At 65.0% G+C, this 13,729-nt stretch carries 10 protein-coding genes; 8 read left to right on the top strand and 2 right to left on the bottom strand.

From position 1 onward, the window contains the following. The first annotated feature begins 152 nt into the window (after window positions 1-152). From N7422_RS16480 to N7422_RS16490, 3 genes are all read left to right on the top strand, one after another. On the top strand, window positions 153-1,028 hold the full coding sequence (locus N7422_RS16480; RefSeq protein ID WP_279807518.1) for a helix-turn-helix domain-containing protein: 876 nt from the start codon (window positions 153-155) through the stop codon (window positions 1,026-1,028). Between the two features lie 93 nt (window positions 1,029-1,121). Continuing rightward, window positions 1,122-1,523 carry a MerR family DNA-binding transcriptional regulator gene (locus tag N7422_RS16485; RefSeq protein ID WP_279807519.1) on the top strand — a complete coding sequence of 134 codons (402 nt, stop codon included), beginning with the start codon at window positions 1,122-1,124 and terminating at the stop codon, window positions 1,521-1,523. A 20-nt stretch (window positions 1,524-1,543) separates the two neighbouring features. Continuing rightward, window positions 1,544-2,443 (top strand): hydroxymethylglutaryl-CoA lyase, encoded by a 900-nt coding sequence (locus N7422_RS16490; protein ID WP_279807520.1) that lies wholly within the window; start codon window positions 1,544-1,546, stop codon window positions 2,441-2,443. 532 nt (window positions 2,444-2,975) lie between these two features. On the opposite strand, the gene N7422_RS16495 is transcribed toward N7422_RS16490, so the two are convergent. After that, complete coding sequence (locus N7422_RS16495; protein WP_279807521.1) at window positions 2,976-3,488, bottom strand: MgtC/SapB family protein; 513 nt, start codon at window positions 3,486-3,488, stop codon at window positions 2,976-2,978. A 258-nt stretch (window positions 3,489-3,746) separates the two neighbouring features. Between N7422_RS16495 and ccoG the strand changes: the two genes are divergently transcribed. From ccoG to N7422_RS16520, 5 genes are all read left to right on the top strand, one after another. After that, entirely contained in the window at window positions 3,747-5,156 is a 1,410-nt protein-coding gene (gene ccoG / locus N7422_RS16500; protein WP_279807522.1) for a cytochrome c oxidase accessory protein CcoG, read from the top strand. 39 nt (window positions 5,157-5,195) lie between these two features. Further along, window positions 5,196-6,605 carry a GntR family transcriptional regulator MpaR gene (gene mapR, locus N7422_RS16505; RefSeq protein ID WP_279807523.1) on the top strand — a complete coding sequence of 470 codons (1,410 nt, stop codon included), beginning with the start codon at window positions 5,196-5,198 and terminating at the stop codon, window positions 6,603-6,605. A 65-nt stretch (window positions 6,606-6,670) separates the two neighbouring features. Continuing rightward, window positions 6,671-8,746, top strand: a complete 2,076-nt coding sequence (locus N7422_RS16510) for a PAS domain-containing sensor histidine kinase (protein ID WP_279807524.1) — start codon at window positions 6,671-6,673, stop codon at window positions 8,744-8,746. Between the two features lie 40 nt (window positions 8,747-8,786). Next, window positions 8,787-10,904, top strand: a complete 2,118-nt coding sequence (locus tag N7422_RS16515) for a PAS domain-containing protein (RefSeq protein ID WP_279807525.1) — start codon at window positions 8,787-8,789, stop codon at window positions 10,902-10,904. Continuing rightward, window positions 10,873-12,963: an ATP-binding protein gene (locus tag N7422_RS16520; protein WP_279807526.1), complete on the top strand. Its 2,091-nt coding sequence runs from the start codon at window positions 10,873-10,875 to the stop codon at window positions 12,961-12,963. Before N7422_RS16515 ends, N7422_RS16520 begins: the two co-directional genes overlap by 32 nt. A gap of 11 nt (window positions 12,964-12,974) precedes the next feature. Here the strand turns inward: N7422_RS16520 and N7422_RS16525 are convergent, their stop codons facing one another. Beyond that, window positions 12,975-13,721, bottom strand: coding sequence for an SDR family oxidoreductase (locus N7422_RS16525; RefSeq protein ID WP_279807527.1), 747 nt, complete (start codon window positions 13,719-13,721; stop codon window positions 12,975-12,977). Between the last annotated feature and the right edge of the window lie 8 nt (window positions 13,722-13,729).

The following is a 13,729-nucleotide window of genomic DNA, read 5'->3' on the forward strand; positions in this document are numbered from 1 at the left end:
ATGATGAGCGTGCCCGCCTGGCAGTGGCGGGCATCTGCTGTTAGGGTTTTCACCTGTATTTTTAATGGCATCAACCTGACAAAAAGTGCGATATCCGATGGCAAAGCTGCACTTTTGAAAAATATGTTCGATTAACGGACAGGCCACGCCCCATGCATAGCCCTCTCCCCGGCATCCCGCTTTTCCAGCTTTACGGCGAGAACCGCGCCTGGCCGGACACCGACCTGCTGCACTGCGAGTCGATCCCCGCGCGCAGCCGTCTGCACCACTGGGAAATCAAACCGCACCAGCATGCCGAGCTGTTCCAGCTGCTCTATGTGCAGCGGGGTGAAGCGCGGGTGGAGATCGAAGGACGGCACAGCGTCATCCGCGAAGCCGCGATCCAGGTGGTGCCACCGCTGACCGTGCATGGCTTTCATTTCAGTGCCGATATCCAGGGGCATGTGCTGACCTTCGGCACCGCCCTGCTGAGCGAGCTGGAGCAGCGCCTGGGTGTGGCGTTGCACATGCTGGCGGCGCCACGCTGCTATCCGCTGGGCAAGGATCGGTCGCGCCTGCACCGCCTGATCGATACCCTCCAGCAGGAATACCAGGGCAACGCACCGGCCCGCGCAGCCATGCTGCAGGCGCTGGTCACCGCACTGATGGTCTGGCTCAGCCGCCAGCAGCAAGCCCTGCAGCCGCGCAGCCGGGACGAGCGCGACCAGCAGTCGCTCGGTCGCTTCCTGCGCCTGATCGAAGCGCACTACCGGGAACACTTGGGCGTGGACGTTTTCGCCCGCCGGATGGCCATCACCAGCGTGCAGCTCAACCAGTTGTGCCGCACGCTGACGGGGCAGACCGCACTGCAGCTCATCCATCAGCGAGTGCTGCTGGAAGCGCGACGCAACCTGGCGTACACACGCATGAGCATCGGGCAGTTGTCCGATAGCCTGGGATTCACTGATCCGACCTACTTTGCACGGTTCTTCAAGAGGCTCACCGGGCAGACACCCAACGGGTACCGGAAATCGGTGCAGGCCGGTTGAACAAGATCCCATGAGGAGTCGTTCGCATACCCCGCTTGACGTATACGTCAAGCGGGCATTAGGTTACCTGCATCACCTCCCCCGAGCCCTAGCATGAGCAGCCAGACCTATAGCATTTCCGACCTGTCCCGCGAGCTGGACATCACCACCCGGGCCATCCGCTTCTATGAGGAGCAGGGCCTGCTCAGCCCCGAACGCCGCGGTCTGGAACGCATCTACTCGGCCCGCGACAAGGTCACCCTCAAGCTGATCCTGCGGGGCAAGCGCATTGGTTTCTCGCTGGCCGAGTGCCGCGAGCTGATCGAGCTCTACGACCCCTCCGGCGGCAACCAGAAACAGCTCACCAGCATGCTGGCCAAGATCGCCGAACGTCGCGCCCAGCTCGAACAGCAGATGCTCGACATCCAGCAGATGCACCTGGAGCTGGACACCGCCCAGGAACGCTGCGAGCAGGCCCTGGCCGCCACCCTGAACCCGTCGCACAACAACCGTTGATCCGCCACAGGAACTCCACCATGTCATTGCCCGAGAACGTTCGCCTGGTCGAAGTCGGCCCTCGCGACGGCCTGCAGAACGAAGCCCAGCCCATCAGCGTCGCCGACAAGGTGCGATTGGTGGACGACCTCACCGAGGCGGGCCTCGCCTATATAGAAGTCGGCAGCTTCGTCTCGCCCAAATGGGTACCGCAGATGGCCGGTTCCAGCGAAGTGTTCGCCGGCATCCGCCAGCGCGAGGGTGTCACCTACGCGGCGCTGGCGCCCAACCTGCGCGGTTTCGAGGATGCCCTGGCGGCAGGCGTGAAGGAGGTCGCGGTATTCGCCGCGGCCTCCGAATCCTTCTCCCAACGCAACATCAACTGTTCGATCAGCGACAGTCTCGCCCGCTTCGAACCGATCATGGAAGCCGCTCGCAACCATGGCGTGCGGGTGCGCGGTTATGTGTCCTGCGTGCTCGGCTGCCCCTACGAGGGCCGAATCGGCGCCGAGCAGGTCGCCCCAGTGGCCCGCGCCCTGCACGAGATGGGCTGCTACGAGGTGTCCCTGGGCGACACCATCGGCACCGGCACCGCCGGCGATACCCGCCGCCTGTTCGAGGTGGTCTCGGCCCAGGTACCGCGCGAGCGGTTGGCCGGACATTTCCACGACACCTATGGCCAGGCCCTGGCCAACGTCTATGCCAGCCTGCTGGAAGGCATCGCCGTGTTCGACAGTTCGGTGGCGGGCCTCGGCGGCTGCCCCTACGCCAAAGGCGCCACCGGCAATGTCGCCAGCGAGGACGTGGTGTACCTGATGCAGGGCCTGGGTATCGACACCGGCATCGACCTGGACCGGTTGATCGCCGCAGGCCTGCGGATCAGCGAAGTGCTGGGACGTGTTACCGGGTCACGGGTGGCGCGGGCACGCAGCGCGCACTGAGTCATACGGCTGTCACAAAGGTGTGGGTGGAGTGTTACCGCCTACACGCTTCCCAGAAAAAAATCGGGTAACAGGGAAACAATTCGACAGAATTTCATGTGCCAATTTTTCCTCTAAAACAGTTAAGTCATTGATTTTAAAGCGATTTAAAAAGTTGGCACGCCACCTGCTATATCTCTGGCATAACAAGAACAAAAAACGCGATACCCAATAAAAACAACAGAGAACGGCTCTGACATAACAAGAACAATACGGCAGAGACGTAGCAAGCAGATTTTTTTGGAGTCGACGTGCTTTCCAGGGGTAACCCGCAACCTGACACAGAACAATAAAACTACCTGCAAGGTAGCGGCGGTCACGGTTGGATCACGTTGGATGAACGCAGGTCAGCGCTCAAAAAAATACGTTTGCTCTTGGCCCCGGTTGGGGGCCCCGCAGTGCAGGGACAACGGTCGACAAAAACAACAACAGGCCCGTCTCCAATAACAATAAAGAGCAGGCAACATCGCTTTGAGGGGAGCTTCGGCTCCCCTCAGTGCTTTCCACCCTCCCCGTTTTCGCCTTCCACCTTCTCCACCACCAGCGGCATGCTCGCCAGCACCAGCAATGCCAGCACGGTGCTGATCAACGCCGTGGCTTCTCGCCCCATGCCGGCGGCGGTGCCGATGGCGGCAGTCATCCATAATCCTGCCGCGGTGGTCAGGCCCTTCACATGGTGAGTGTCCTGGCCATGGCCCTTGAGGATGGTCCCGGCACCCAAGAAGCCGATGCCGGCGACGATGCCCTGGATCACCCGGCTCAGCGCCTGCTCATCGGCACCGGCCATGCTCGGCGCCAGCACGAACAACGCCGCGCCCATGGAGACCAGCATGTGTGTGCGCACACCAGCCGACTTGCCCTTGCTCTCGCGCTCGAACCCCAGCACCGCACCCAGCACCGCAGCCATCAGCAGGCGCAGCAGGATCCGAATCACCTCACGTTCATCGGTGACATCGGCGAACTCGGCCTGTATCACCGCAACGATCGAACTCCACAGTGCGTCCATCTCGTATCTCCAGCAGGCCCTCCGGCTTCTATGGAGTCGACCGCGGTACCTGGCGAACAGTGCCAGCGATCCGCCGAGCGGGTGCGGTGTATGGCCGCACGTGCCTGCAGGCCACCGCTACAACCTCCGTGAATCAAGGCCTTTCATTGCGGCAGGAGAAATCTGATACGGTTTTTATCGCCATAGCTGAGTCTGTGCTGCAAACAGATCCACCGCCATAGTGCCTGGGCCTGATAGAGGCCTGATGAGCGATGAACCATGAGCGATAGAATCCCCTTCCGAGTCATCGAGATTGCCCCTGCCGCCCCGCAAAAGAGCAAAAGCCATGCGGATGGCGGCATTCATACGCGCAGCTTCACCGGTTTCTACCGCAACCTGCGCATCGCCTTCGCCGGCTTGCTGTTCGCGCTGTTCTTCGGCACGGCCTGGTTGCAGTGGAACGGCCGCCAGGCCGTGCTCTGGGACCTGGCCGACAGCAAGTTCCACATCTTCGGCGCGACCTTCTGGCCCCAGGACTTCATCCTGCTGTCGGCGCTGCTGATCATCTGCGCCTTCGGCCTGTTCGCCATCACCGTGTTCGCCGGCCGCGTCTGGTGCGGCTACAGCTGCCCGCAGAGCACCTGGACCTGGCTGTTCATGTGGTGCGAAAAGATCGCCGAGGGCGATCGCAACCAACGCATCAAGCTGGCCGCCGCCCCCTGGGGCGTGGAGAAGATCGCCCGGCGCGGCTTCAAGCATGGCCTGTGGCTGGCCATCGGCCTGCTCACCGGGCTGACCTTCGTCGGCTACTTCACCCCGATCCGTCCGCTGGCCGCCGAGCTGTTCAGCTTCGAGTTGGGCGGCGTGGCACTGTTCTGGATCCTGTTCTTCACCGCCGCCACCTACCTCAACGCCGGCTGGCTGCGCGAAGCGGTGTGCATGCACATGTGCCCCTACGCACGGTTCCAGAGCGTGATGTTCGACAAGGACACCCTGGCGGTGGCCTACGACCCCAGCCGCGGTGAGGCGCGCGGCCCGCGCAAGAAAGGCAGCGACCCGCGCAGCCAGGGCCTGGGCGACTGCATCGACTGCACCCTGTGCGTGCAGGTGTGCCCGACCGGCATCGACATTCGCGACGGCCTGCAGATGGCCTGCATCGGCTGCGCCGCGTGCATCGACGCCTGTGACGGGGTGATGGACAAGATGAACTACGCCCGCGGCCTGATCGGCTACAAGTCCGAGCACAACCTGCAAGGCGGCAGGACCCACTGGCTGCGCCCCCGCCTGCTGGGCTACGCCGCCGCCCTGGTGGTGATGATCGGCGCCCTGGTGGTCGCCCTGCAGATGCGCCCGATGGTGTCGATGGACGTGATCAAGGACCGTGGCCTGTTCCGCGAGAATGCCCTGGGCCAGATCGAGAACATCTACCTGCTCAAGATCATCAACAAGACCCAGGAACCCCAGCACTATCGCCTGCGCCTGGTGGACGCCGACGGTTTCGAGCTGCACGGGCGCACCGACTTCACCCTCGCCGCCGGCGAGATGAGCGAGCTGCCGGTCTCGGTGGCGATGCTCGCCGACCGCCCGGCCAGCAGTTCCCAGGAACTGACCTTCGAGATCCAGGACAGCGACCAGCCAGGCGTACGCGGCACCGCGCGCAGCCGTTTCGTCGCGCCGATGAATCGCTGATCCCTTACACTGACCTTCACCTTGCCTGCCAAAGCCATAATGAAACGCTACGAACGATTCGCCGACGACATTGCCGAACTGATCCGCTCCGGGGTGCTTGGCCCCGGCCAGCGCGTGCCTTCGGTACGCTATGCCAGCCAGACCCACGGGGTCAGCCCGTCCACGGTGTTCCAGGCCTATTACCTGCTGGAACGCCGAGGCCTGATCCGAGCCCGGCCGCGCTCGGGCTATTTCGTCAATGCCCACGCCCCACGCCCGTTCAGCGAACCACAGGCGCAGGCACCGGCCACCGAGTCCACCGACGTGGACGTGAGCGGGCTGGTGTTCTCGATCCTCGACTCGATCAAGGATCCGCACACCGTGCCGTTCGGCTCGGCCTTCCCCAGCCCCACCCTGTTCCCCCTGCAGCGCCTGGCCCGCTCCCTGGCCAGCGCCAGCCGGGCCATGGACCCGCGCATGGTGGTCACTGACCTGTCGCCGGGCAACCCGCAACTGCGCCGGCAGATCGCCCTGCGCTACATGGTTGCCGGGCTGATGCTGCCGATGGAGGAACTGCTGATCACCAACGGTGCGCTGGAAGCGCTGAACCTGTGCCTGCAGGCCGTCACCCAGCCAGGCGACCTGGTGGCCATCGAGGCCCCCGCCTTCTATGCCTGCCTGCAGGTGCTCGAGCGCCTCAAGCTCAAGGCCGTGGAGATTCCGGTACATCCACGCGAGGGCATGGACCTGGGCGTGCTCGCCCAGACCCTGGAGAAACATCCGGTCAAGGCCGTCTGGTGCATGACCAACTTCCAGAACCCGGTGGGCGCCAGCATGCCGGAAGCGAAGAAGCAGGCGCTGGTCGAACTGCTGCGCCGTCACCAGGTGCCGTTGATCGAAGACGACGTCTATGCCGAACTGTACTACTCGCAGCAAGCCCCAAAACCGGCCAAGGCGTTCGATACCGAAGGCCTGGTGATGCATTGCGGCTCCTTCGCCAAGAGCCTGGCTCCGGGTTATCGCATCGGCTGGGTCGCCGCCGGGCGCTTCGCGCAGAAGATCGAACGGCTCAAACTGATGACCTCGCTGTGCGCCTCGATGCCTGCCCAGGCCGCGATCGCCGACTATCTGCAGCACGGGGGTTATGACCGCCATCTGCGCAAACTGCGCTATGCGCTCGAAGGTCAGCAGGCCAACATGCTCGCCGCCATCGCCCGCCACTTCCCGGCACAGACCCGCGTCAGCCGGCCGGACGGCGGCTATTTCCTGTGGCTGGAGCTGCCCGAACAGATGGACGCGCTGAAGCTGTTCCACATGGCCCTGGCCCAGGGCATCAGCATCGCGCCCGGACCGATCTTTTCGCCGACCCGGCGCTTTGGCAACTGCATTCGCCTGAACTACGGCAGCCCATGGGGCGATGGCGCGGAACAGGCCATGGAAACACTGGGGCGAATTGTGCGCTCGTTCTAGCGACGGCATGGCGGGCAATCCACGGCGCGGTTATAGTTTCGCGACCGGCCGATTGGATCCAGCCTATGTCCAGCACACCCTCATCCGAACAACTGCAGGCGCGTATCGACGAACTCGAAGCCCGGCTGGCCAGACGCGACCTGGAGCTGGACTGTTTCCAGCTCTTGCGCAGCCACATGGCCGAAGGTTTCTGCGTGTTGGAGATGCTCGATGGCCCTGGCGGGCCACTGAGCGACTACCGCTACCTGCTCAGCAACGACGCCTGCCTACAGCACACCGCGCATGGCAAGCAGATGGGGCAGACGGTTCGCGAGCTCATCCCGGAAGAGGCCGATGCCTGGGTCTCGCGCTTTGCCGAGGTCGTGCGTACGGGGCGCCCGAGCCATTTCGAACAACGGCTGAAGGTCACCGACCGCCTGCTCACCCTCTCGGCCCACCGCCTCGGCCCTGCCAACGACCGGCGCGTGGCCGTGCTGTTCACCGGAGTCCCGGCCAGCGAGCAGGCCCGCAACCTGCTGCTCGAACGCGCAAACAAGCGCGTGGGCGAAACCGAGTTGAACAACAAGCTGCTCGGCGAACTGGTCGACCACAGCCTCGCCAATGTGTTCGCCGCGGACAGCAACATGCGCCTGGTGGCCATCAACCGAACGGCGCGCGAGACCTTCGAGCGCCTGCACAGCTTCACGCCCAAGATCGGCGACTACGTCCCGCACATCCTCGACCGGCAGCCGGAGATCATGGCCAAGCTGGAACCCGTGTGGCCAAGGATGCTGGCAGGCGAGGCGCTCGTCGAAACGGTGACCCTGGGCCCGCGTGACGCGCCACGCCACTACGATATGCGCTACAACCCGCTGCTCGATAGCGATGGTCGGCTTCAGGGTGGCTACCTGTTCGCCTACGACATCACCGAGCGGGTCAAGGAGCAGGAGCGCCTGCGCCAGACCGAGGAAGCCTTGCGTCAGTCGCAGAAGATGGAAGCCATCGGCCAGCTGACCGGCGGCATTGCCCACGACTTCAACAACCTGCTGGGCGGCATTCTCGGCGCGCTGGAGCTGGCGGACAAACGGCTGGTCCAGGGGCGTCAGCAGGACAGCCGGCACATGCTCGGCATCGTCCGGCAGAATGCCTCGCGCGCGGCCTCGCTGATTCAGCGCCTGCTGGCCTTCGCCCGTCAGCAGACACTGCTGCCCCAGCCCGTGGACGTGCATCACCTGGTTGCCAGCATGCACGAGCTGATCCAGAGCTCCATCGATTCGCACATCGCCTTCGTCGACGCGACCCTCGCCGGTCAATGGCTCATCCGGGTGGACCCGCCCCAGCTCGAGAGCACCCTGCTCAACCTGTGCATCAATGCCCGGGACTCCATGACACGGGGCGGCACCTTGCGCATCGGCTGCAACAATTGCACCCTCGACGCCGCCCAGGCCGCCGAGCTTCAACTGCCCCCCGGGCAATACCTGCACATCCAGGTCGACGACACCGGCTGCGGCATGCCTGAAGAGGTCACTGCGCGCGCCATCGAGCCGTTCTTCACCACCAAGCCTCTGGGGCAAGGCACGGGCCTGGGCCTGTCCATGGCCTACGGCTTCGTACGGCAGTCGGCGGGCCAGCTGCTCATTGACAGCCAACCAGGTCACGGCACCCGGATTCACCTGTATCTGCCCCGAGATCCGCAAAGTCCTTCGTCGCCACCGGTTGCCGTGGTCACGCCCGATAGCCCGAAACCCCATCGCCTGCGCGCCCCCCTGCTGCTCGTGGAGGACCAACCGACACTGCGCCTGGTGATCCGCGATGTGCTCGAGGAGCAAGGCTTCGAGGTCCAGGCATTCGACAGCGGCCATGCCGCGCTGCGCGCACTTGGCAAGGGCACGCAGCCAGGATTGCTGATCATCGACATCGGATTGCCGGGCGACGTCGATGGCTATCAGGTCGCCAACGCCTATCGCGCCCTAGACGAACAACTGCCCATTCTGTTCATCACAGGCTACGACGGAGCCATCGACAGCCACGCCTTGCGCTCTGCGCAGCACACTGCACTGTTGCACAAACCCTTCGAACTGGCGCTGTTGTCCGCCCAGGTCGAGCAGCTGCTGAGCCTGGCCGACGCGACACGCGGGCCTGATGACCCCGCACGGCGATAACAGACGATCACTGCTTTTCTCCCTTGCAACGGATGCCCGCATGCCCTCTCGTGAATTGCAGTCCCTGCGCCAGGAAGTCGAACACCTGCGCCAACGCAACGCCCTGCTGGAGGCAAGGCTGAGCGCGCCTGAACAGGATGATCCGCACCTGTTGCGCTGCCTCTTCGACACCATGGACGAAGGGTTCTGTGTCATCGAGTTCTTCGACGGCCCCCATGGCCCGCTCAGTGACTACGTGCATGTCGTGGCGAATCCGGCTTATGCACGGTATGCCGGAATACCCGATGTGGTCGGACAGACACTGCGCCAGATCGCCCCGGAGGAAACGAGCAATTGGCTCGCGCGCTATGGCGAGGTCCTGCGAACCGGCCAGCCCCTGCATTTCGAGCAGGAACTGGTGGCAACGGGACGGGTGCTCTTGGTCACCACGTTCCGCATCGGAACGGCCGAGCGTCGACAGGTGGCGGTGCTGTTCACCGACGTCACCGAGCGGCGGCGCGCCGAACTTGCCCTGCGACAGCTCAACGAGCAGCTCGAGCGGCGGGTGAACGCGACCCTGGCCGAACGCGCCCTGCTCGCCGAGCTGGTGGAGCACTGTGTCGCCCGCGTCCAGGTCATGGACCGGTCACTGCGCTTTCTCGCGTTGAACGCGCGTGCGGTCAAGGACTTCGAGTACTTGTTCGGGCGTCGCGTGCAAGCCGGTGACAGCTTGCTCGAGTGCATGGACGGATTCCCCGAGGAATGCGCCAGGTCGGTGGCCTCATGGCGCCGGGCGCTGGACGGCGAAAGCTTCACCGAAGTGATCGAGTATGGGCGCGGCGATGCCACGCGCCACTTCGAACTGCGTTTCACCCCGCTGCGTGACACGGCGGGTGAAGTGAGCGGTGCCTATCTGTTCATCTACGACATCAGCCATCAGGTCGAGGAGCAACAGCGCCTGCTGCAGACCGAAGAGGCCTTGCGCCAGGCGCAGAAAATGGAGGCCGTGGGCCAGCTGACCGGCGGCATCGCCCATGACTTCAACAACCTGCTCGCTGGCATCCTCGGCGCCCAGAAGCTGATCCGCCGCCGCCTCGAACAAGGCCGCCATGCCGAGGTTCCGACATTGCTCAACGCCGCCTGCGACTCGGCGCAGCGCGCCGCCACCCTGGTACAACGCCTGCTGGCGTTTTCTCGCCGCCAGACCCTGCAACCACGGGCCACCCGACTGAGCACGCTGGTCGAAGGCATGACAGAGCTGATCAGCCGCAGCGTCGGTCCGAGCATCGAGGTGCGTGCGCACTTCGCACAGGAACAGGGCACAGCCTTCATCGATCCGCCGCAGCTGGAAAGCGCCCTGCTCAACCTGTGCCTCAATGCCCGCGATGCCATGCCAGGCGGCGGCCGCATCGACATCAGCTGCACGACACTGCGGTTGACCGACGAAGCGGCCCGGGCCGTTGCGCTCCCCAGCGGCACGTACTTGCGTCTCAGCGTCCTGGACTGCGGGGGGGGGATGCCACCCGAGGTGGTCTCACGGGCCTGCGAGCCGTTCTTCAGCACCAAGCCGCCGGGACGCAACAGCGGTCTGGGGCTGTCGATGGTCTACGGATTCATCCGCCAGTCGGGCGGGCAGTTGCATATCCAGTCCGCCCCCGGCGTGGGCACTTCGGTTCACCTCTATCTACCCTGTCACGACGATACTCCGCCAGCACGGCAAGACGCCTGGCCCAAGGCGCCGGAGCCAGTGCGCAAACCTGGCGGACGGGTCCTGCTGGTTGAAGACCAGCCGGCCATGCGCCTGGTGATCACCGAGGCGCTCGAAGAGCTGGGACATCGGGTCGAGAGCCATGCCAGCGGCCCCGCCGCGCTCGGCAGTGCTTTTCAGTTCGACCTGCTGATCACCGACATCGGGCTGCCCGGCGGACTCGACGGACATCAGGTGGCGCGAGCCTTCAGAGCGCGCAGCCCGGCCGTACCGATCCTGTTCATCACCGGCTACGATCCCAGCGTTGTCCTGAGCGACAACCCGCTGCCGGCAGGCGCCCGGATCCTGACCAAGCCCTTCCCGCTCGAAGCGCTGATCGAGCAGGTCGATCAGTTGCTGGAAGCCGCCGCCCCCCCTTTACAGGCAAGGAGCCACATCGATGCAGCCGCACCCGCAAAACCGATCCCATGATGAGCTGCACGCCCTGCGCCAGGCGCTGCGCGAAGAACAGCAACGGAGCGCGCGGCTGACCCAGGACCTTGAGCGACTGCATGAGCGGATCCAGGAAGCCGAGCGCTACCGCTTCCTGTTCGAGACCATGGAAGAGGGTTTCTGCATCATCCAGTTCATCGATGGCCCCGACGGCCCCTTCAGCGACTACCTGCACCTGATGGCCAACCCGGCCTATTGCCGTCATGCCGGCCTGACCAACGTGGTGGGCCGCACGTTAAGGGAAGTCATCCCCGACGAGGCCGATATCTGGCTGGAGCGCTTCGGCAACGTCGAGCGCACGGGCGAGCCAACCTACTTCGAACACGAACTGTTCGCCACCGACCGCTGCCTTGGCCTGGCGGCCATCCGGGTCGAGCCCGCCGAGAACCACCAGGTGGCGGTGATCTTTCGCGACGTGACCGCGCGCAAGCGTGCCGAAACCGCGCTGCAGGCGCTCAATACTCAGCTGGAGCAGCGCATCGCCGAGGCCGTCGCCGAGCGCAAGCTGCTCGCCGACCTGGTCGACGGCAGCGTCGCCTGCGTCCAGGTCGTCGACGCGCAACTGCGCTGGCTGGCCATCAACACGGCCACCCGCGCCGAGTTCACGCGACTCTTCGGCTTCGAGCCCGAGATCGGGGCATCGCTGCTGGACGAGTTCGCCGCCGACACGAGCGACTGCCAACGCTCACTGGCGCTCTGGCGCAAGGCGCTGACCGGCGATGCGTTCATCGAGGTCGCCGCGTTCGGCCAGGACCAGGCGCTGCGCCATTATGAAATGCGCTTCGCCCCCTTGCTGGATGACCAGGGCGGGGTGTTCGGTGCCTACCTGTTCGCCTACGACATCAGTGAACGGATAGCGGAGCAGCAGCGCCTGGAGAGGGCCGAGCAGGCCTTGCGCCAAGCCCAGAAGATGGAAGCCATCGGCCAGCTGACCGGCGGTGTCGCCCATGACTTCAACAACCTGCTGGGCGGCATGCTCGGCGCGCTGGAACTGGCCAGCCAGCGCCTGCGCGCAAAACGCTACAGCAACCTGGCACCGTTGCTGGGCAGCGCCCAGGATGCCGCGCAGCGGGCCGCGGCACTGGTGCACCGGTTGCTGGCGTTCTCCCGGCAACAGACCTTGCAGCCCATGCCCACTTCGGTCGACGCACTGGTCACCGGCATGCGCGAGCTGGTCGCTCGCACTGTCGGCCCGCACATCGCGCTGGACTGCCGGAGCACCCCGCATCTGTGGGAGGTACGCATCGACCCGCCACAGCTGGAAAGCGCGCTGCTCAACCTGTGCATCAATGCCCGCGATGCCATGCCCGAAGGCGGTGAGATTCGTATCGCCTCCAGCAATGTCGAGTTGAGCGAGGAACAGGCCCACCGGTTGGACCTGGACGCCGGGCATTACGTCTGCCTGAGCGTCGCTGATGACGGTTGCGGCATGGCGCCACAGGTGGTGGCCCGAGCCATGGATCCGTTCTTCACCACCAAGCCGCTCGGCCAGGGGACCGGCCTGGGGTTGTCGATGGTGTTCGGTTTCGTACGCCAGTCCGGGGGCCAACTGCACATCGAGTCCACGCCTGGCCAGGGCACCCGCGTGCAACTGTTCCTGCCACGTCACCAGGCACAGTCGGCGCCAAATGCCGTGCCGGTCACGTCATCCCAGCCGACGGCGGATGAACGTGTCGCGGCGCGAACGATCGCGGTGGTCGAGGATGAAGTGGCCATGCGCGTGGTCATCGGCGAGGTGCTCGAGGGGCTGGGGCACCGGGTGCTGATGTTCGAGAACGGCCCGCTTGCCCTGGCGGGCCTGCAGGCATCGCCTGACCTGCTGGTCAGTGATGTCGGCCTGCCGGGAGGCCTCAACGGTCGACAACTGGCCGACGCGCTGCGCCAACGCTACCCGGGCCTGAAGGTACTGTTCGTGACCGGCTACGACGAGACCGCCGCCTTGCGCGATGGCAACCTGGCGCCAGGCATGAGCCTGCTGACCAAGCCGTTCAACCTGCGGCAGCTGACCGAGCGTGTCGCCGGCCTGCTGCGCGATTGAACGGGGCGGGCCTAGCGCCCGCCGCCCAGGTCGATGAAACTGCCGGTCGAATAGGACGCCTTGTCCGAAAGCAGCCACAGGATCGCCTCGGCCACTTCTTCCGGGCGACCGCCGCGCCCCATGGGCAGGCCGGGCTCGAGCTTGGTGACGCGGTCGGGGTCGCCGCTCAGGGCGTGGAAGCCGGTATGGATGTAGCCCGGACGCACGCCATTGACCCGCACCCCTTCGCCCGCCATTTCCTTGGCCAGGCCGATGGTGAAGGTATCCAGCGCGCCCTTGGAGGCGGCGTAGTCGACATACTCGTTGGGCGAGCCCAGCCGCGCCGCGATAGACGAGACGTTGACGATCGCCCCGCCCTGCCCGCCATGGCGGCGCGCCATGCGCAGCAAGGCATGCTTGGCGCACAGCATCGGGCCGACCACATTGGTCTTCATCACTTTCAACAGGCGGAACTCGGACATCTCCTCGAGCCGACTCTGCTGACCGATGGTTCCGGCATTGTTGACCAGCGCCGTGACCGGACCCAGCTCCTGATCGACACGCTGGAACAACCGCGCCACCTCATCCTCGACGCTGGCATCGGCGCGCACGGCGATAGCCTCGGCGCCCGCTGCGCGCACCTGGGCCAGCACCGCCTCGGCGGCCTGGTCATCGGCGTGATAGTTGATGCAGATGCGGTAACCCTGTTGCGCCGCCAGCCACGCGGTGGCGGCGCCGATGCCACGGCTGGCGCCGGTGATGACGATGACCTTGTCCATGAGTCTGC

The organism is Pseudomonas sp. GD04091, from assembly GCF_029836165.1.
In the GTDB taxonomy this organism is placed as follows: domain Bacteria; phylum Pseudomonadota; class Gammaproteobacteria; order Pseudomonadales; family Pseudomonadaceae; genus Aquipseudomonas.